Genomic DNA, 19,617 nt, shown 5'->3' on the forward strand with positions numbered 1-19,617 from the left:
TATTATTGTCCTCCCCATAATGCTTGTACTGTATGATAGGCTTTTACAACATCATCAGCTTGTGTGATGGCGCGTCCTACTACTATATGTGTAGATCCATTTTCTTTTGCAAATGTAGGTGTTGCAACACGTTTTTGATCATGCAGTGCGCCACCTGATAAACGAATCCCAGGCGTCACCTTTAAAAATTCTTTGCCACATACTTTTTCAATTGCTTTCGCTTCTAAAACAGAACAAACGACTCCATCAAGTCCTGAAGCTTTTGCTAGCTTGGCATAATTTAGAACCGATTCTTCTAGTGTCGTTGAAATTTTTTGTTCTTGTTGCATTTGTTCTTCACTAGTAGAAGTTAATTGCGTTACAGCAATCAATGCTGGACGTTTTTTACCGGCTGGTGTACCTTCTTGCAAACCTTCAAGTGCTGCTTTCATCATTGTACTTCCTCCTGCAGCATGAACATTGACAATATCGACTCCCAGTTTCGCTAAGCCCCTCATAGCGGATTTAACAGTGTTTGGTATATCATGAAGTTTTAGATCAAGAAAAACTTCATGCCCCTGTTCTTTTATCTTTTTAATAATGGAAGGACCCTCTTGCAAATAAAGTTCTAAGCCTACTTTTACAAATAAAGATTCTTGAAAATGGGAAAGAAATTGAAAGACTTTCTCTTCTGATGGAAAATCTAAGGCAATGATCGGCTTATTTGACATTTATCGATGGCTCCTTCCAATAAGATCCGTTATTTTCTCACATGCTAGTTCATCTAATTTTTGTGGTAGCTCATCGATGATATTCGGACATACAAAAGGATCGACAAAGTTAGCAGTACCGACTGCGACAGCACTAGCACCTACCGATAGGAAATCGATGACATCCTCAGCATTTGTTATACCGCCCATACCAATAATCGGAATCTTCACCTGTTGACGAACATCGTAAATCATTCGGATAGCAATCGGCTTAACAGCAGGACCAGATAAACCACCTGTTCCATTAGCAATGATTGGCTTTCCTGTTTTTGGATGAAGCCTCATGCCGATTAATGTATTAATCATCGTAATACCATCAGCACCACCGGCTTCAACTGCTTTTGCAATTTCGACGATATTTGTAACATTTGGAGATAATTTAACATAGACGGGAACTTTTGATACTTCTTTGACAGCAGCTGTTAGACCACTTGCGGTATTAGCATCTGTACCAAATTGAATACCCCCACTTTTTACATTTGGGCAGGAGATATTCAATTCTAAAGCTTTCACATTTGGAGCTGTTGAAATTTTTTCAGCTACAGCTACATAATCAGCCGTCTCCGTACCAGCAACATTTGCAATAATGGGTACGTCATATTGCTCTAACCATGGCAATTCATATTCCATCACATGTGCTAAACCCGGATTTTGTAAGCCAATTGCATTTAACATACCAGCAGCTGTTTCTGCCACCCGAGGAGTAGGATTTCCTCTCCGTGTTTCCAAAGTAGTCGCCTTGATCATAATGGCACCTAGTTTCGATAAATCATATAGCTTTGCAAATTCTTGTCCAAAGCCAAAACAACCAGATGCAGGAATAATAGGGTTTTTCAATGTTAACCCTGGTAACTCTACTTGTAATCGATTCATAGTGCAACCACTCCTCTTGGGAAGACTGGGCCATCCGAACAGATTTTTAAATAATCTTGCGCAACGATATCAGTTGTTTGGCATACACATGCATAACAAGCACCAATGCCGCAGCCCATTCTTTCTTCAAAAGATAAGAATCCCTTTTTATCTGGATATGTTTGCTCTAATGCTTTTAACATCGGTAAAGGACCACAACTATAAAAAACATCAAATGTTGGATTTAATTGTGCTAATAGATCTGTTACAAAGCCTTTTGAACCATAGCTACCATCGGCTGTCACAATATAGGTTTCGCCAAGTTCGCTAAATTGTTTCTCATAGAAAACGTTATGAATCGATTGAAAGCCTAATACATGAATGGTATGAACACCTTTCGCATTGAGTTGCTTGGACAGTTCATACAATGGTGGCACACCAATGCCTCCACCAACTAATAAAGCCGTTTCTCCACTCTTTGTTTCTTCTACAGGAAAACCATTTCCTAAAGGTCCTAATATATCCACTTCGTCGCCTGGTTGTTTTTGTGAAAGGATTTTTGTTCCACGTCCCCCTGCACGATAAAGCATTGTAAATTCCATATGTTCTGAATCTATCGAGCAAATGCTAATAGGTCTTCTAAGTAATGGTTCCAAACTATCTGATACACGAATGTGAACAAATTGACCAGGTTGCTTCATTTGAAGGGTGAGCTGACCAATTAAAGTCAGCTCAAAAATACCATCGGCTATTTGTTTTTGACGAACAACTTTCATCTTTTCTTGTTGAATCATGCATGTACCTCCAACTTTGCTTTTGGCATCGCAGTTGCTGTAAAGGTCATGGATTCGATGACACGTAAGATGGCTTCTGCTGTATCGAGTGAAGTAAGACAAGGTACACCATTTTCCACAGATTCACGACGAATTCTAAAACCATCTCGTGCTGGTTGTTTGCCTTTTGTCAATGTATTAATCACTAATTGTGCATTTCCATTTTGGATAACATCCAGTAATGTAGGACCATTTGAACCGATTTTACCTACAGTTGTTGATTTAATACCTGCTTGTTTTAATGATTCTGCAGTACCTGGTGTTGCAAGAATAGAGTAACCAATTTCGACAAATCGTTTAGCAAGTGCGATGGCTTCTTCTTTGTCTTTATCTGCTACTGTCATTAATACGGCACCATGATCTTTAATCTTCATGCCTGCTGCAACAAAGCCTTTATACAATGCTTTTTCAAGTGTGCTATCTTTCCCCATTACTTCACCTGTAGACTTCATTTCAGGTCCTAATGTTGTATCAACACGGCGAAGTTTTGCAAAGCTAAATACTGGTACTTTGACAAATACACCATCTTTCACCGGAGCAAGTCCTGTTGGATAGCCTTGCTGTGGAATGGATTGACCAAGAATAGCCTTCGTTGCAACATTTGCCATTGGAATATTAGTAATCTTACTTAAGAATGGCACTGTACGTGATGCACGTGGATTTACCTCGATTACATAGACGACATCTCGAGAGATAACATATTGGATATTCATCAGACCTATGATGCCTAATCCTTTTGCTAGTCGCGTTGTGTAATCCACTAATGTATCAATATGTTGTTGTGACAAGTTTTGTGTAGGATAAACAGCAATCGAATCACCAGAGTGTACCCCCGCACGTTCGATATGTTCCATAATACCTGGAATTAGAACATTTTCACCATCACAAATCGCATCTACCTCAATTTCCTTACCTGTTAAGTAACGGTCGATCAGTACAGGATGTTCTGGAGATGCTTCCACTGCATTTTCCATATAATGGTTCAATTCAGCTGTATTATAGACGATTTCCATTGCACGTCCACCCAATACATATGAAGGGCGAACTAGCACTGGATATCCAATTTCTTCGGCAATGGCGATTGCTTCAGGTGTATTTGTTGCTGTTTTTCCCAATGGTTGTGGAATCTTTAACTCATGTAGTGCTTCTTCAAAACGATCACGTGACTCTGCACGGTCGATAGAATCAAGTGATGTACCCAAAATTTTCACACCGCGAGCTTCTAATTTATCAGCAAGATTGATCGCTGTTTGACCACCAAATTGGACAACCACACCTTTTGGTTGCTCTAAGTCGATAATATGCATAACATCTTCTATCGTAAGTGGTTCAAAGTATAATTTATCCGAAATTGAAAAGTCCGTTGACACGGTTTCAGGGTTTGAGTTGATAATGATCGCTTCGTATCCAGCCTCTTGAATGGCCCAAACTGAATGTACGGTTGCATAGTCAAATTCAACACCTTGCCCTATACGGATTGGACCAGATCCTAAAACAATGACAGACTCACGATTGGAGCGAATCGATTCATTTTCCTCTTCGTATGTGCCATAGAAGTATGGTGTTTCTGATTCAAATTCCGCTGCACATGTATCAACCATTTTGTAAACTGGGATGATACCTTGTTCCTTACGAAAATCATATATTTTGTCAGCTGTTGTATGCCAAAGTTTGGCGATTGTTTCATCTGCAAAACCTAATTTCTTGGCTTTACGACAGGTTTCTGGATCATTCGGATGTTCCTTTAATACGGTTTCATAGTCAACGATATTTTTAAATTTATCTAGGAAGAATAAATCGATTTGACTCCATTCATGGATGGTTTCTACTGTTACGCCACGGCGCAATGCTTCTGCAAGGAAGAATAGACGTTCATCACCCGCTTTTTTAACACGTTTTTTAATCCATTCATCTGTTAAATCTTCTGCATGTTTCATCTCGATATGTTTATGACCTGTTTCCAGAGAACGTACAGCTTTTAAGATGGCCTCTTCAAAGTTGCGACCAATTGCCATTACTTCACCTGTAGCTTTCATTTGCGTTCCTAAGTTACGTTTAGCTGTTTCAAATTTATCAAAAGGCCAACGTGGAATTTTCGCTACAATATAGTCTAGTGCTGGTTCAAAGCAAGCGTAAGTTTTCCCTGTTACAGGATTGATCATTTCGTCTAATGTCAAACCGATAGCGATTTTAGCTGCTAGTTTGGCGATTGGATAACCTGTTGCTTTTGAAGCAAGTGCTGATGAACGTGATACACGTGGATTTACTTCGATAATATAGTAATTAAAGCTGTTGGGATCAAGTGCTAGCTGTACGTTACATCCACCCTCAATGCCTAAAGCACGGATAATTTTTAGGGAAACATTTCGCAACATATGATATTCGCGGTCTGATAATGTTTGAGAAGGAGCAACTACGATCGAGTCACCTGTATGAATACCGACTGGGTCAACATTTTCCATATTACATACGACAATGGCATTATCTTTTGAATCACGCATAACTTCGTATTCAATTTCTTTATAGCCAGCGATTGATTTTTCCAGTAAGCATTGCGTTACAGGAGAATATTTTAAACCGGAAGTTACAATCTCATGGAGGTCTTGTTCGTTATAGCAAATACCTCCACCTGTACCCCCAAGAGTAAAGGCAGGACGCACAATCACCGGATAACCAATTTTCTCAACAAAAGCTTCCGCTTCCTCTAAGTTGTGAACAATATCTGACTCCGGAGTTGGTACACCTAATTCATGCATGAGATTACGGAATAGATCGCGGTCTTCTGCTTGATTGATCGCATCTAATTTTGTCCCTAGAATTTCAATGTCCAATTCATCTAAAATACCTGAATTATGAAGCTCGATTGCCATGTTCAAACCAGTTTGACCACCTAATGTAGGCAAAATAGCATCAGGGCGTTCCTTTCTTAAAATTCGTGATACGAATTCAAGTGAGATCGGCTCAATATAAACCGCATCCGCAATTTGAGTGTCTGTCATGATCGTTGCAGGATTGGAGTTGATCAAAATAACTCGGTATCCTTCCTCTTTAAGAGATAAGCAGGCTTGCGTACCTGCATAGTCAAATTCTGCAGCTTGACCAATAACAATTGGACCGGAACCAATTACTAAAATAGATTGAATATCTTGACGTTTAGGCATGTTGTTTTTGCTCCTCTCTACCATTGTTATTCATTAACTCCATAAATTCATCGAATAAGTGGTTTGGATCTTCAGGCCCTGGTGAAGCTTCTGGATGGTATTGTACTGTAAATATCGGATACTTTTTATGACGCAATCCTTCGCAAGTTCCATCATTTAAGGCTACATGTGTTACTTCTAAATCTGTTCCCTCTAAAGAATCACTATCAATCGCATAGCCGTGGTTTTGCGAAGTTAATTCTGTACGACCTGTGCGTAGATCTTTTACCGGATGGTTTGCACCACGATGACCAAATTTTAGTTTGAAGGTTTTTGCCCCACATGCTAATCCAAAAAGTTGTTGGCCTAAACAAATACCGAAGATTGGCACTTTACCAACTAGTTCTTTTATGGTTTCAATCGCTTCAGGCACATCCTGTGGGTTGCCTGGTCCATTCGATAACATAATGCCGTCTGGATGATAGGCAAGAATCTCTTTTGCTGTTGTATTGTAAGGTACAACAATGACATCACAGTCACGTTTATTTAACTCTCGCAGAATGCCATGTTTCATCCCAAAGTCTATCAACACAACACGATTTCCACGTCCTGGAGATGGATAAGCGCTTTTAGTTGAAACTTGAGCGACTTGGTTTGTTGGGAATGTTGTGTGACGAAGACGACTTACTACTTCTTCTACATTCACTTCTTCGCCTGCTGCTGAAAGATATCCTTTTACAGCACCCTCGTTGCGAATGAGACGAGTTAGTTTTCTTGTATCTACTCCCTCAATCCCTGGAATATCCTTCTCTTTAAAATAATCATCTAATGTACCTTCACTACGGAAATTGGATGGTGCTTTTGCTAATTCATGAATGACGAAACCTTTAATCGCAGGTGAGATCGTTTCAAAGTCGTCACGATTAACGCCATAATTTCCGATTAAAGGATAAGTCATAGTAACAATTTGCCCGCAGAATGATGGGTCAGAAAGTGTTTCTTGATATCCTGTCATACCTGTAGTAAATACAACTTCACCTTCTGATCCTTTATCGCTACCAAAAGCCTGTCCTTCGAATACTTCACCTGTTTCTAAGATAAGTTTTCTAATTGTCATTGTGCATCCTCCCAAACAATATTGCCTTCAAAAATAGTTAATACCGGCCATCCCTTAGCTTTCCAACCATTAAACGGTGTATTCCTACCTTTGGAAGCAAATTTTTCTGCATCTACGATCTTTTCTTTTTCCAAATCCAATAAAATCAAATCTGCTGAAGCACCTATTTCTATTTTGCCATATGGTAAATTGAATAATTTCGCTGGTTTTACAGTCATCCAATCAATCAGTTGTTTTAAAGTCCATTTTCCCGTTTCAACAAATTGTGTATATAAAAGTGGAAAAGCAGTTTCAAATCCAACAATTCCAAACGGAGCTCCTACCATTCCGCAACATTTTTCTTCTTTTGTATGTGGCGCATGATCTGTAGCGATACAATCGATTGTGCCATCTAGTAAGCCTTCATGTAATGCTTGCCAATCTTCATTCGCCCGTAGCGGGGGATTCATCTTCCAATTTGCGTCATCTGATGGAATATCCATTTCTTCTAATAACAAATGGTGTGGACAAACTTCGGCAGTGACATGGATACCCGCTGCTTTTGCATCACGTACAACTCGCACAGATTCTTTCGTTGAAACATGACAGACATGGTAGTGTGCGCCTGCCGCTTCTGCCAATAGGACATCACGTGCAATTTGAACAGATTCACAAATAGAAGGAATCCCTGGCAGTCCTAGTTCTTTATTGCGCTTTCCTTCATGCATAACCCCACCGTATATTAAGGAATTATCTTCACAATGCGCAACTACTGCCATATCGATTGCCGCTGCATCTTTCATTTGTTCGTACATGGTTGCTGCTTCTTGCACACCGACACCATCATCTGAAAAAGCAACTGCGCCATGTTCTTTTAATGCTTTTAGATTCGTTCGTTCATCACCTGATTGCGCAACGGTAAGTGAGCCATATGGCAGTACCCGTACAACCGCACTTTTCTCGATCAAACCGTTAATCATATCTAAATGTTCTATTGAATCTGGTACTGGCTTTGTATTTGGCATCGCACAAATCGTTGTGAACCCACCCTTTGCAGCAGATTGAGAACCCGTAGCGATGGTTTCTTTATGTTCAAATCCTGGTTCACGTAAATGAACGTGTACATCAACAAATCCAGGTGCTACAACATGACCTTTTCCATCGATTACTTCATCTACAGTGTTTTCAATGTGCTCACCGATTGCTGCAATTTTACCATTCTCGATTAAAATTTCTGTTGCTGTTAAAATCCCTGAGTCATTTATCATCTGTACGTTTTTGATCAGTTTTGTCATGTCTTAGCTTCTTCCCTTCAAGATATTTTCAACAATTGCCATTCTTACAAAAACACCGTTTTGTACTTGCTTGAATATACGAGAACGATCACATTCAACAAGTGATGAGTCTATCTCTACGCCACGATTGACAGGTGCTGGGTGCATGATGATCGCTCCATCTTTCATACGTTTTTCTCTTTCTTTCGTCAAGCCGTATCTTTCATGATAGCTTTCATTGGAATATCCTTCAAATGCAGCATCCCGCTCGTGCTGTACACGTAGAAGCATAATGACATCACTTGTTTCAATTAGATCATCCCAATCATAGTGAGCATCATATTCCCCTTGCCACTGTGGTGGACAAACAATATTCACATTGGCTCCTAATCGTTGAAGTGCTATGATATCTGATTTTGCTACTCGGCTATGAGATACATCCCCAGCGATTGTAACATTTAATCCTTCAAATTTCCCGAACTCTTTGAAAATTGTATATAAATCCAGCATAGATTGAGAAGGATGCTGTCCAGCTCCATCTCCTGCGTTGATCACTGATACATTGATACCCTCTAATAATTCTTCATAATAAGCATCCTTTTTATGACGAATAACTACTGCGTCCAAACCGATCGATTCTAACGTTTTCACTGTATCGTACAATGTTTCACCTTTAAGCGTACTTGAAAATCCTGCTTCAAAAGGAATCACCGTTGCCCCTACTCGGCGCTCAGCTGTTTCAAAGCTCGTTTTGGTTCTTGTACTTGGCTCGAAGAATAAATTTGCCACCAAGTATTCTCGGTCTAGTTGTGGTTTTGCTCCTGCTTCAAACTCCGCAGCGCGTTTTAAAATTTCTTCGATTTCTTCGTTAGATACATTTTCCATTGACAGTAAATTTTTCATCATGTGCCTCCTAATTTGTTTACTTTACTCAGCTTGATTGAGCCTGATGGAGCTTTCAAATAAATAGCCTCCTTGAGGATCAAGGAGGCGGAGGAAGGATATGACATGATAAGCTTATATGACTATACATAATTATCCGCTTACCGTATCGAATCACCCTTCTGTGCCTCTCTGGGCAGCTATTAAAAGGTAAATCTACAGACGTGTTGATTATCCAATTTAATCCATAAAAATAGAGGAATTCGTTGATTTCCGCTCCGGCTTGCTCGCTTTCCTGCGGGAGTCGAGCAAGCCTCCGCTCCAATCTTTATAAATGGTCCTGAAAATACAAGGTTTTTCAAAAATTACACCAAATAAAAATTCCTAATTTTTGTAAAATCAACACATGTGGTAAATCTATTTAGTTTTTCTTTTGCTTTTGTTGTTCGTCCTGTTCATCTGCAAGCAATTCTAAGTCTGGTTGAGCTGTACCAGGTAAAACGATATTCAATATAACCCCTACGATTGCTGCAAGAGCCATACCTTCTACTGAGAAGGTATCTGAGAATACTAGCTTACCACCGCCAATTCCCAAGATTAAAATAACAGACGCGATGACTAAGTTACGATTGTGATCAAAGTCAATTTTGTTTTCTACTAACATACGTAGACCACTGGAAGCAATAATACCAAACAACAGGATAGATACGCCACCAAGTACTGGTGATGGAATCGAAGCAACAAGTGCCATAAGTTTACCTGAAAAGGCTAAAAGAATCGCACATACTGCTGCTCCAGCGATTACCCATACACTAAAAACGCGTGTGAGTACAAGTACCCCAATATTTTCACCATAAGTAGTTTTAGGCGGGCCACCAATTAAGGATGACACTAATGTTCCAAGACCATCACCTAAAAGTGAACGATTGAGTCCTGGCGATTTGATGAAGTTGCGGTGTACAACTTTACCAAGTACTAATTGGTGACCGATATGTTCAGAAATTGTGACAATGACAATGGGTACCATTGCAAAAAAGATTTTCGATGTCATATTCACTTTATAATCAATACCTGGTATCAAGAAATCAGGTAATTGGAACCAACTGGCATCTTTCACTGTTTGCAGGTTGATAAAACTAGTGCCGAACATTGCATCCGAGATTAAGGAAATAATATATCCGCCAATCATTCCTATTAAAATTGGCATCGTGCTAACTACACCTTTAAAGAAGTTATTACAGATGATAGCAATAGCTAATGTTAATAACGCCACGATAAAGTATGATGCATGGTAAATTTGTTCACCATTTTTCGTTGTTTCATACATTGCCATATTCACTGCTGTAACCGCTAGTCCTAAACCAATAACCATGATAACTGGCGCTACCACAATTGGTGGTAAGATTCGCATAATCCATTTATATCCTGTCTTCCAAATAACTAAGGACACAATGCCATATACTAAACCCACTAGCATTGCGCCAAGCATTGCACCTCCAGGACCTGATGCTTCAGAAGCAACCAAGATCGGTGCGATGAAGGCAAATGAGGAACCCAAGTAAGCTGGTACTTCAAAGCGTGTTATGAGTATAAAAATGAGTGTGGCAATACCACTCGTTAATAATGCGATTGCAGGTGATAGATTTGTCAATGTTGGTACAAGAATGGTTGAACCAAACATGGCAAACATATGTTGCAAACTTAATGTAATCAATTGCCCCATTTTAGGCTTGTCGTTGATATCTAAAACAACGTTTGACATATCTTTATTTCCTCCGTATATAAAACTGTTATCTGTTATTTATTCATATATTGTTACTAAATCTTGCCCATCAGCTTCTACCATACTTACCACAATTCGCTCCTGCCGGGCAGTTGGAATATTCTTTCCTACAAAGTCTGCTCGTATGGGTAATTCGCGATGACCACGATCTACCAATACAGCAAGCTGAATTTGAGAAGGTCTACCGATATCCATCACAGCATCCATCGCTGCGCGTACTGTTCTACCCGTATAAAGTACATCATCAACTAAAATCACTTTTTGATTTGTCACATCGTACGTAATGTCGACTTGTTGTACAAGCGCTTCTCCATTGGAAGTTTTAACTGATAAATCATCTCGGTAAAGAGAAATATCCAGTTCTCCTGATCGGATTTCTTTCTTTTCAATTGTGTTAATCTTTTGCGCTAAGCGTTTTGCAAGAAATGCTCCCCTTGTTTTAATCCCTACAAGGATACATTCATCGATCCCTTCGTTGCGTTCGATAATCTCATGTGCAATTCTTGTTAACGCTCTATCCATCGCTGCTTGTTCTAGAAGTTCGGCCTTTTTAGTCACTAATGATTCCTCCTTTCTCGGCTAAAAAAAAACTCTTGAGCTAAAGGCCCAAGAGGATATAGGTATACTTGTAAATATGTCAAATGGACTGTAATTTATACAGTAATCTCACAATATTTAGCATCCCTTTCCAGCCTCTCTGGACTGTCTTTAAAAGGTGAATATTATTTTCACTGGGATAAGTATATTCTTATATGACTTAAACTGTCAATAGCTTTTTCTCAATTCATCTAACAACTGCTGATAGTCTTTAGGAAGTGGCGCTTCAAACTCTAAATACTCATTTGTTGTTGGATGCACAAAGCCTAAAATCCCTGCATGTAAAACTTGTCCACCAAAGTCGATGGTTTTCTTCAAACCATATTTGGGATCGCCCACTAAAGGATAACCAATATAATTCATATGTACACGAATTTGATGTGTACGTCCCGTTTCAAGACGACATTCAATCAATGTATAATCTACGCCAAAACGATCGATTACTTGGAAATGGGTCACAGCATGTTTTCCATTATCTACTACCGCCATTTTTTGACGATCTTTAGGATCGCGACCAATGGGTGCATCAATTGTACCTTTATCATGGGGGATATGTCCGTGAACAAGTGCTGTATAACGTCGTGTTACCGTTTTATCCACTAATTGTTGTACAAGTGATTCATGTGCTCGGTCATTTTTTGCTACCATCAGCAAACCTGAAGTATCTTTATCAATACGATGAACAATCCCAGGGCGCATGATGCCATTAATGCCTGATAAATCTTTGCAATGATACATGAGTCCATTTACTAAAGTACCCATTGTATGCCCAGGTGCAGGATGTACAACCATGCCTTTCGGTTTGTTCACAACAAGAACATCTGCATCTTCATAGACAATATCAAGATCCAAATCCTCCGCTATAATCTCAAGTGGTTCTGGCTCAGGAGGCGTTACAATAATGACATCTCCCTCTTGCACTTTATATTTTGGTTTTATGACTTGATCGTTTACAACTACAAGACCTTCTTGAAAAAATCCTTGAATTTGCGTCCGTGACCAGTCTTTTTGCATAGAGGCAAGTGCTTTATCAATACGTTCACCTTGCACCTCTTTTGTTGCCGTAAATGTGACTGACATTACTTCACCTTTTTCCGTTCTAATTGATCTTCAAATAACAAGTAAATGATTAACAATATAACCCCAATAGTTAGCGATGCATCCGCAATATTAAATATAGGAAAATCATAATCGATTACTGGAATAATGACATGTACAAAATCTACTACTTCCCCACGGAATAATCGATCGATAAAGTTCCCAATAGCTCCACCTAATAATAACATCAGACTCACTTGGAACATTGGTTTTCCCTTACCTTCTTTATGATAATAATAAATAATTCCCACAATTACTATAATAGTGACTAATGCGAATAACCAAAATTGACCTTGCAGCATCCCCCATGCTGCGCCGCGATTCCGATGGGATAATAAGCCAAAATATGGATCAATTATCGAAATACTCTCCCCGTAGTGCATATTTTTAACGATACTCCATTTTGATAGTTGATCAAGTATGATCACAAAAATAGCTATTCCATAATATTTATACACAACAAATCCTCCATTTACTTCCGAATCTAACCTATTTTATCATATAATAGCCTGAAGCGAAAAAAGACTTGTATTCGCTAATTGTTGAATGTTCCAATATCATGTATGATTCACTTTATCCCGCAAACAATCTTGTCCTAATACTTTCCATAGAACAGAACTTTCTAAGAACTCGTATTTTTCTTCAAACAAAAAAGTGGCTCAAAATTTTATGATGAGCCACTCCTTTTTGACGATTGATCGAACTTATTCTACATTCGCATAATACTTCTCAACAATATCCGCACAATGTTCACATAAAGTTGGGTGTTTATGATTATGACCTACTGTTTTAGAAATCGTCCAGCAACGTTCACATTTTTCACCTTCTGCTTTTTCAACGACAACCGCAACTTTTTCTGTTTTAATCGCATGGTCTGGAGCATCTTCCAACGCACCACCCACAGCAAAATCAGAAACGATATTTAGTTGAGCAAAGTTGATATTAGCATCATTTAAAAGTGTCACTACTTCATCAGTACCATAAACTGTTGCTTTACCTTCTAATGATTTACCAATTGTTTTGGCATTACGTGCTTCTTCTAATGCTTTTAAAACAACATCACGGATCTTCATAATTTTCGTCCATTTATCAGTTAAAGCTGCAAAATTTTCCTTTTGAACAGCATCAGGCATATCTGTCAATTGTACACTTTCTGCATCTTTATATTGTAAATATGACCACAATTCATCTGTCGTATGAGGAATGATTGGTGTCATTAGTTTTAATAACGCATGTAATGTATCATACATCACAGATTGCATTGCGCGACGAGCAGGATGATCCACACCTTCAATATAGACAACGTCTTTTGCAATATCCAAATAGAATGAACTTAACTCAGAGGCAATGAAGTTGTTGACTGCTTTATAAACCGTTGCAAATTCATATTGATCATAGGCCTCACGTGAAGTTCGGATGAGGTTTTGCAATTTCATATACATATATTGATCTACTTCACGTAAATCTTCATAAGCTACATAATCAGTGTTTGGATTAAAGTCATGTAGGTTACCATGTAAGAATTTTAGTGTATTACGAATTTTTCGATACACTTCAGATACTTGTTTCAACATATCCATTGAAATACGAACATCGGCTGTATAGTCAACAGAGGCAACCCATAGACGTAAAATATCTGCACCATATTGGTTCATCACTTTGCTTGGTGCAATAATATTGCCAAGTGATTTACTCATTTTACGTCCGTCCCCATCCAATACAAAACCATGAGAAAGCAAGCCCCTATATGGTGCGTAGCCATTCATCGCTACAGAAGTGATTAATGATGAGTTAAACCAACCACGATATTGGTCAGAACCTTCTAAGTATAGATCTGCTGGATAACGAAGTTCTGGGCGTTCTTCTAGTACACCTTGGTGAGATGAACCTGAGTCGAACCAAACGTCCATGATGTCATTTTCTTTTGTAAATTCGCCGTTTGGAGAACCTGGGTGTGTAAACCCTTCAGGAAGTAATTCTTTCGCTGTTTTTTGGAACCAAATATTCGAACCGTGTTCACGGAATAATTCTTGTACATGAGCAATTGTTTCTTCTGTAATGATTTCTTCGCCGTTTTCAGCATAAAATACTGGGATTGGAACACCCCATGCACGTTGACGAGAAATACACCAATCACCACGATCACGGATCATATTATAAAGGCGAGTTTCGCCCCAAACTGGCGTAAATTTGGTGTCACGAATTGCTTGCAGTAATTCAGGACGGAATTTATCAATAGATGCAAACCATTGTGGTGTTGCACGGAAAATAACAGGTTTTTTTGTACGCCAATCATGTGGATATGAATGCGTAAAGAATGATAGATTTAATAATGCGCCAACTTCTTCAAGTTTTTCACAAATTGGTTTATTGGCCTTGTCATAGAACATACCTGCAAATTCACCAGCATCTTCTGTCAAGCATCCTTTGTGATCGACTACTGAAAGAATATCTAAACCATAACGTTTTCCTACTACATAGTCATCTTCCCCGTGGCCAGGAGCTGTATGGACACAACCAGTACCTGCATCGAGTGTGACATGATCACCAAGCATTACGAGGGAATCGCGACCAAATAATGGATGTTTTGCAACCACATTTTCAAGGTCTGCACCGCTGATTTCACGGTCAATTTCTGGGTTTTCCCACCCAAGTTTTTCAGCTACCTTTTCAAGTAAACCTTTTGCAATAATATATTTTGCTCCATTTGCTTTTACAACAATATAGGTGTATTCAGGATTGACTGAAATCCCTAAGTTCGCTGGCATTGTCCAAGGAGTAGTAGTCCAAATGATGAATTTTTCATCGTTATTGACTACACCTTTACCATCTTTTACATCAAATGCAACGTAAATAGAAGGTGATTTAATATCTTTATATTCGATTTCAGCTTCAGCAAGGGCTGATTCACTTGAAGGAGACCAGTAAACAGGTTTTAACCCTTTGTAGATATAACCTTTTTTGGCCATTGCTCCAAATACACCGATTTGTCGTGCTTCAAACTCCGGTTTTAATGTGATGTACGGATTTTTCCAGTCACCACGAACACCAATACGTTTAAATTGTTCGCGTTGACGATTTACTTGTTCGTAGGCATAATCCTTACATAATTCACGGAACTCAGCGATGGACATTTTTTTACGGTCATGTCCTTTGTTTGTAAGTGCTTGCTCGATTGGTAGACCATGAGTATCCCATCCGGGGACGTATGGTACATAGAAACCTGTCATGGAACGATGACGATTGATCATATCTTTTAAAACTTTGTTTAATGCATGCCCCATATGAAGATCACCATTTGCATATGGAGGTCCATCATGAAGGATGAAAGCGGGACGATCTTTCGTACGTTCAAGTACTCTTGCATTGATATCCATCTCTTCCCATTTTTTTTGCATCTTAGGCTCATTGTTTGGCAAATTTCCTCGCATAGGGAAATCCGTTTTTGGCATTAATAAGGTATTTTTATATTCCATATTGGAAAATCCTCCTTTTATGATAAGTACGTATCACATTTCAATTACCATTCATGTATCCACATGGCTTTAGTGGTGTAGTTCGGTCACATCTCATTTGAAAGTTGAAATCAGCTTTCCATTCAAACCAAGAATGACTTCCCAGGTGGATGAATTATTTAGCACTGCAATAAAAAACTCCTCATCCCAAAAAGGGACGAGGAGGAATTATCTCGCGGTACCACCCTAGTTGCGTCAAGGATTATTGACGCCTCTTTAGACACCGTAACGTGGCTTATACGAGATTGCTTACTTCTAATCGTTCAGCAATCTAGTTCAGGAGTGATTTTCTTTTAAAAGCGTTTCGTTTGAGCTTCCACTATCCTCAAATCGCTGAGCAGCACTTAAAAAATACTCTCTCCATCATTACTTTATTATACATATATGTTGACATTATAGAAAAACATAAGCATTCAGTCAAGTGTCTTCACTAATCTTGTGGTAAATCTAAACGTTCCAATTCTGTCGTATCCACTTCATATTCCATCAAATGATCCCAGTCATCTGATTCGATTAGATCCAGTTGTGCTTCTACAATCATTTTGAAGCGGTTTCGGAATACTTTCGATTGCTTTTTCAATTCCTCGATTTCTAAGGCAATACGGCGAGCTTTAGAAAGGGCTTCATTGACGATACGATCGGCATTTTTTTCTGCTTCTTTGACAATAAGCTTCGCCTCTTTTTGTGAGTTGCGGCGAACTTCTTCTGCAGCTTCTTGAGCGATAACGATCGATTTTTGTAATGTTTCTTCGATTGAATTATAATGACCAATTTGCTCATTACTGGATAGAAGCTTATCTTCTAATTCTTTTTTCTCTTTTAAAATCAGTTCATAGTCTTTGATTACTTGTTCTAGAAATTCATTTACTTCGTCTTCATTGTAACCTCTAAAACCACGACTAAAATCTTTGTTATGTATGTCAAGTGGTGATAATGGCATATTTTGCACCTCTCCTTAACAGCATTTATTCATTATTATACCTTTGTCTATAGGTAACTTCACTAGAAAAACAAAATTTTTAATAAAAATTACGATTTCCGTTCTATTCGCCTAATTTTTATGCGGATTTTCTCCTTTTTTGTCCTTCCTTCAATCGATTTTATGACTAATCGACCATATCCCCTAATGGACAATAAATCCGATTCATGTAATTCGAATGCTACTTGTTCACGAATAGCAAAATTCACTTTTACCTTTCCTGCCTGAATAAGCATAGCTGCTTTTTGACGAGAAATCGGATAAACAGAAGCTAATACGGTATCTAAACGCATGGAACTCGTTGTAAGCACTTGTTCAATCCACATTGACTCAGCAGGTAATAAGGGGACATTCTGCTGCAATGCATTCACTTGGACCTTTGCTTTCCCAATACTATCAAGATTAATACGTACATACTCCAGTATTTCTTCTGCCACAGCAAATTGAACAGATGAATGATCTAATCGGATATCGCCAAATTTTGAACGGTCTAACCCAAGTGATAGCAGAGCCCCTAATACGTCAGGATGCTTAAGCTGTATAAACTTAGAAGGATATGCCAATTCACAAATAGTTATTCTAAAGTCTTCATCCGTTGGTTGGAAATAGTCTGGATAAATCATCATACGTTTTCTCTCTGCTTCATAAAAGCGCCCATTTTCAGCTACTAAAACGTCACTATTTTTCCCGATGATTGATTGCGTGATCAGCTGTTGGCGTGGATCTAAAAAATCTGTTAGCTTAGGTGCATATCGATCCTCCACTTCTTGTTTCCATCCTATTATCTGTTCGATAAAGGACTTTTCTTCCGGTCTAAAATGTTGGAAAATCTCTTCCATCTCATATCCTCTTTCTTACAGCAATCTTTTTCTTATGCGAATTTCATCTGTATATCAAAAATAGCATGCTAGGTCGATTCCTAACATACTATTTTTACTTTTGGGACAGCTCCTTTTAAAGGATATATCCTAAAACATTGTATACTCCTGCTTGGATCAGATTCAAAACAATAAGCGCTATAATTGGTGAAATATCAATCATTCCAATAGGCGGGATAAATCGTCTAAAGAAATCTAAATATGGATCACAAATCTTAGCTAATATTCTACCGAACTTAGAATCATATGCTGACGGTATCCAAGACATCAGTATATAGATGATTAAAGCTATAGAATAAAATTGAAATAAATAGTTTACGATTGTAAATATCAGCATGGACATTAAACTCCTCTATTGTAAATCTTCATAGAAATAATCTGAGATATTACCATCTACTTCTACATTATCTGGTGTACATAAAAATATATTCGTACCTATTCGTTTGATGTCCCCACCTAAAGCAAAAATAGTTCCACTTAAAAAATCTATAATGCGAATGCCTTGTTCTCGATCAATTCTTTGTAAATTGACGACAACAGTGCGTTTGTTTTTTAAATTATCAGCAATATCTTGAGCTTCTGCATAAACGCGTGGCTCCGACAAAATAACTTTTGACATTTTTTGTGTAATGCTCACAAGATTGGGCATGTTAGAATGTTCCATATGTTTTGGATGTTCTTTCACCATTGGTTTTTTCACCACTGCTGGTTTACTACTTACCGCTGGTCTCGTTTGCTGCCTCTGTACTGGTGATGCTGCTGGCTGATGGATAGATTCTTGTTGTTTAACATTTTCTTCAACATAGTCCTCTTCTTCTAGATAGAAATAATTCTTTAGTTTATCCTTTATTTTCATAAAGATCCCTTCCTTCATTGCCAACTAGAGCAGTGCCAATACGGACGAATGTTGCACCTTCTTCAACAGCGATTTCATAGTCGTTAGACATTCCCATTGAAAGTTCGGTACATGGAGCGTGTTCATAACCTTTACTAGCAATCTCTAACTGCAGTTTTTTTAATCCTTTAAAGACGGTTCGTATCAACTCTTTATCTTCTGTGTTAGGTGCCATTGTCATTAATCCTACAATACGGATATGTGGAAAATCACTCAATTGCTCAATAAATGTAAGGACTTCCTCTGGAATAAGACCATGTTTTGACTCTTCACCTGATACATTAACTTGTACAAAACAATTGACGATATGATCAGCCCGTTTATCGATTTCTTGAGCTAGGCTAAGACGATCGAGAGAATGTAAATAATCAATTTGGTTGATCACTTTACGCACTTTTCTTGTTTGTAAAGAGCCAATATAATGCCATGTTGCTCTATCTACGATCGTTTCATGCTTTTCTAATAATCCTTCAGGTCTGTTTTCGCCTAAATGAGTTAATCCTGCATCTAATGCTTCAATTGCTCGCTCCGTTGAAACTTGTTTAGTAACAGCAATAATAGCAACGTCTGAAAGTTTTCTATCAGCTTTTTGGCAAGCTGATTCAATATTTTTTTGAATATCTCGTAAATTATCAATCACTAATGTCATAATAGCCTCATCTTTTCAAAGATACTTGTTATTTTATTGTATCAAGCCTATTGTAATTTATCAATGAATAGCCATATTTTTCAATCTAATCCCTTCACTAAAATGACATCTTTCCCCACCACTATTATATCTTCTATCGGTATTTTTAAAGTTTCTTTGTTATTTCCTGAAAATGGGTTGATCTTTTTAGGTTCCGCTACTACAAATGCCTCTACGTACCCTGTTTCTTTATGAACCACTGCATCTTCAACATATCCTAAAAAACGTCCGCTATTCGCAGCGATGATTTCTTTACGCTGAATGTCTGAAAAGCGCATCCTTATCCCTCCTAAAGTATTTTATGTATATATATGAACAAGAAGCATCAATCTTGATTGTGATCAATGCTTCTTGTTTG

The 19,617-nt window shown here is 38.3% G+C and carries 18 protein-coding genes and 1 other annotated feature; all 18 genes read right to left on the reverse strand.

Annotation, left to right across the window (positions count from 1 at the left end; all coding sequences use genetic code 11):
- Positions 1-2: 2 nt before the first annotated feature.
- Positions 3-710: an orotidine-5'-phosphate decarboxylase gene (pyrF, locus tag FEZ13_RS08215; RefSeq protein ID WP_146552180.1), complete on the reverse strand. Its 708-nt coding sequence runs from the start codon at positions 708-710 to the stop codon at positions 3-5.
- Complete coding sequence (locus FEZ13_RS08220) at positions 711-1,622, reverse strand: dihydroorotate dehydrogenase (RefSeq protein ID WP_146549424.1); 912 nt, start codon at positions 1,620-1,622, stop codon at positions 711-713. It lies immediately after the preceding gene.
- The gene (locus FEZ13_RS08225) at positions 1,619-2,395 is read right to left on the reverse strand and encodes a dihydroorotate dehydrogenase electron transfer subunit (RefSeq protein ID WP_146552181.1); all 777 of its coding nucleotides are present in this window, start codon (positions 2,393-2,395) and stop codon (positions 1,619-1,621) included. The genes FEZ13_RS08220 and FEZ13_RS08225 overlap by 4 nt, the downstream gene beginning before the upstream one ends.
- Positions 2,392-5,595, reverse strand: coding sequence for a carbamoyl-phosphate synthase large subunit (gene carB, locus FEZ13_RS08230; protein WP_146552183.1), 3,204 nt, complete (start codon positions 5,593-5,595; stop codon positions 2,392-2,394). The genes FEZ13_RS08225 and carB overlap by 4 nt, the downstream gene beginning before the upstream one ends.
- Positions 5,588-6,691: a carbamoyl phosphate synthase small subunit gene (locus FEZ13_RS08235; RefSeq protein ID WP_146552185.1), complete on the reverse strand. Its 1,104-nt coding sequence runs from the start codon at positions 6,689-6,691 to the stop codon at positions 5,588-5,590. Before FEZ13_RS08235 ends, carB begins: the two co-directional genes overlap by 8 nt.
- Positions 6,688-7,965 (reverse strand): dihydroorotase, encoded by a 1,278-nt coding sequence (locus FEZ13_RS08240; RefSeq protein WP_146552187.1) that lies wholly within the window; start codon positions 7,963-7,965, stop codon positions 6,688-6,690. The genes FEZ13_RS08235 and FEZ13_RS08240 overlap by 4 nt, the downstream gene beginning before the upstream one ends.
- A gap of 3 nt (positions 7,966-7,968) precedes the next feature.
- Positions 7,969-8,847 carry an aspartate carbamoyltransferase catalytic subunit gene (locus tag FEZ13_RS08245; RefSeq protein ID WP_146549429.1) on the reverse strand — a complete coding sequence of 293 codons (879 nt, stop codon included), beginning with the start codon at positions 8,845-8,847 and terminating at the stop codon, positions 7,969-7,971.
- 400 nt (positions 8,848-9,247) lie between these two features.
- Complete coding sequence (locus FEZ13_RS08250) at positions 9,248-10,588, reverse strand: uracil-xanthine permease family protein (RefSeq protein ID WP_146552188.1); 1,341 nt, start codon at positions 10,586-10,588, stop codon at positions 9,248-9,250.
- 39 nt (positions 10,589-10,627) lie between these two features.
- Positions 10,628-11,167, reverse strand: coding sequence for a bifunctional pyr operon transcriptional regulator/uracil phosphoribosyltransferase PyrR (gene pyrR, locus FEZ13_RS08255; RefSeq protein ID WP_146552189.1), 540 nt, complete (start codon positions 11,165-11,167; stop codon positions 10,628-10,630).
- Between the two features lie 207 nt (positions 11,168-11,374).
- Positions 11,375-12,286: an RluA family pseudouridine synthase gene (locus tag FEZ13_RS08260; RefSeq protein WP_146552191.1), complete on the reverse strand. Its 912-nt coding sequence runs from the start codon at positions 12,284-12,286 to the stop codon at positions 11,375-11,377.
- Entirely contained in the window at positions 12,286-12,762 is a 477-nt protein-coding gene (gene lspA / locus FEZ13_RS08265) for a signal peptidase II (protein WP_146549433.1), read from the reverse strand. Before lspA ends, FEZ13_RS08260 begins: the two co-directional genes overlap by 1 nt.
- A gap of 246 nt (positions 12,763-13,008) precedes the next feature.
- Entirely contained in the window at positions 13,009-15,780 is a 2,772-nt protein-coding gene (gene ileS, locus FEZ13_RS08270; protein WP_146552193.1) for an isoleucine--tRNA ligase, read from the reverse strand.
- A gap of 189 nt (positions 15,781-15,969) precedes the next feature.
- Positions 15,970-16,195, reverse strand: a binding site (T-box leader).
- 54 nt (positions 16,196-16,249) lie between these two features.
- Positions 16,250-16,759, reverse strand: coding sequence for a DivIVA domain-containing protein (locus FEZ13_RS08275; RefSeq protein WP_146549435.1), 510 nt, complete (start codon positions 16,757-16,759; stop codon positions 16,250-16,252).
- Positions 16,760-16,848: 89 nt separating this feature from the next.
- Positions 16,849-17,637 carry a YlmH family RNA-binding protein gene (locus FEZ13_RS08280; RefSeq protein ID WP_146552195.1) on the reverse strand — a complete coding sequence of 263 codons (789 nt, stop codon included), beginning with the start codon at positions 17,635-17,637 and terminating at the stop codon, positions 16,849-16,851.
- 115 nt (positions 17,638-17,752) lie between these two features.
- On the reverse strand, positions 17,753-18,013 hold the full coding sequence (locus tag FEZ13_RS08285; RefSeq protein ID WP_146549437.1) for a YggT family protein: 261 nt from the start codon (positions 18,011-18,013) through the stop codon (positions 17,753-17,755).
- 15 nt (positions 18,014-18,028) lie between these two features.
- Positions 18,029-18,532, reverse strand: coding sequence for a cell division protein SepF (locus tag FEZ13_RS08290; RefSeq protein ID WP_146552196.1), 504 nt, complete (start codon positions 18,530-18,532; stop codon positions 18,029-18,031).
- Positions 18,516-19,220, reverse strand: a complete 705-nt coding sequence (locus tag FEZ13_RS08295; protein WP_146552198.1) for a YggS family pyridoxal phosphate-dependent enzyme — start codon at positions 19,218-19,220, stop codon at positions 18,516-18,518. Before FEZ13_RS08295 ends, FEZ13_RS08290 begins: the two co-directional genes overlap by 17 nt.
- An 80-nt stretch (positions 19,221-19,300) precedes the next feature.
- Entirely contained in the window at positions 19,301-19,537 is a 237-nt protein-coding gene (locus tag FEZ13_RS08300; protein WP_146549440.1) for a PRC-barrel domain-containing protein, read from the reverse strand.
- Positions 19,538-19,617 lie beyond the last annotated feature (80 nt).

This window comes from Rummeliibacillus sp. SL167, assembly GCF_007896505.1.
GTDB lineage: Bacteria > Bacillota > Bacilli > Bacillales_A > Planococcaceae > Rummeliibacillus > Rummeliibacillus suwonensis.

Excerpts from the sequence above, each read along its gene's own strand:
- FEZ13_RS08245 (WP_146549429.1), bottom strand. The coding sequence starts at position 8,847 with ATGAAAAATTTACTGTCAATGGAAAATGTATCTAACGAAGAAATCGAA.
- FEZ13_RS08250 (WP_146552188.1), bottom strand. The coding sequence starts at position 10,588 with ATGTCAAACGTTGTTTTAGATATCAACGACAAGCCTAAAATGGGGCAA.
- FEZ13_RS08295 (WP_146552198.1), bottom strand. The coding sequence starts at position 19,220 with ATGACATTAGTGATTGATAATTTACGAGATATTCAAAAAAATATTGAA.
- FEZ13_RS08220 (WP_146549424.1), bottom strand. The coding sequence starts at position 1,622 with ATGAATCGATTACAAGTAGAGTTACCAGGGTTAACATTGAAAAACCCT.
- FEZ13_RS08260 (WP_146552191.1), bottom strand. The coding sequence starts at position 12,286 with ATGTCAGTCACATTTACGGCAACAAAAGAGGTGCAAGGTGAACGTATT.
- FEZ13_RS08280 (WP_146552195.1), bottom strand. The coding sequence starts at position 17,637 with ATGGAAGAGATTTTCCAACATTTTAGACCGGAAGAAAAGTCCTTTATC.
- FEZ13_RS08235 (WP_146552185.1), bottom strand. The coding sequence starts at position 6,691 with ATGACAATTAGAAAACTTATCTTAGAAACAGGTGAAGTATTCGAAGGA.
- FEZ13_RS08290 (WP_146552196.1), bottom strand. The coding sequence starts at position 18,532 with ATGAAAATAAAGGATAAACTAAAGAATTATTTCTATCTAGAAGAAGAG.
- FEZ13_RS08240 (WP_146552187.1), bottom strand. The coding sequence starts at position 7,965 with ATGACAAAACTGATCAAAAACGTACAGATGATAAATGACTCAGGGATT.
- FEZ13_RS08275 (WP_146549435.1), bottom strand. The coding sequence starts at position 16,759 with ATGCCATTATCACCACTTGACATACATAACAAAGATTTTAGTCGTGGT.
- FEZ13_RS08285 (WP_146549437.1), bottom strand. The coding sequence starts at position 18,013 with ATGCTGATATTTACAATCGTAAACTATTTATTTCAATTTTATTCTATA.
- pyrF (WP_146552180.1), bottom strand. The coding sequence starts at position 710 with ATGTCAAATAAGCCGATCATTGCCTTAGATTTTCCATCAGAAGAGAAA.
- FEZ13_RS08225 (WP_146552181.1), bottom strand. The coding sequence starts at position 2,395 with ATGATTCAACAAGAAAAGATGAAAGTTGTTCGTCAAAAACAAATAGCC.
- ileS (WP_146552193.1), bottom strand. The coding sequence starts at position 15,780 with ATGGAATATAAAAATACCTTATTAATGCCAAAAACGGATTTCCCTATG.
- carB (WP_146552183.1), bottom strand. The coding sequence starts at position 5,595 with ATGCCTAAACGTCAAGATATTCAATCTATTTTAGTAATTGGTTCCGGT.
- FEZ13_RS08300 (WP_146549440.1), bottom strand. The coding sequence starts at position 19,537 with ATGCGCTTTTCAGACATTCAGCGTAAAGAAATCATCGCTGCGAATAGC.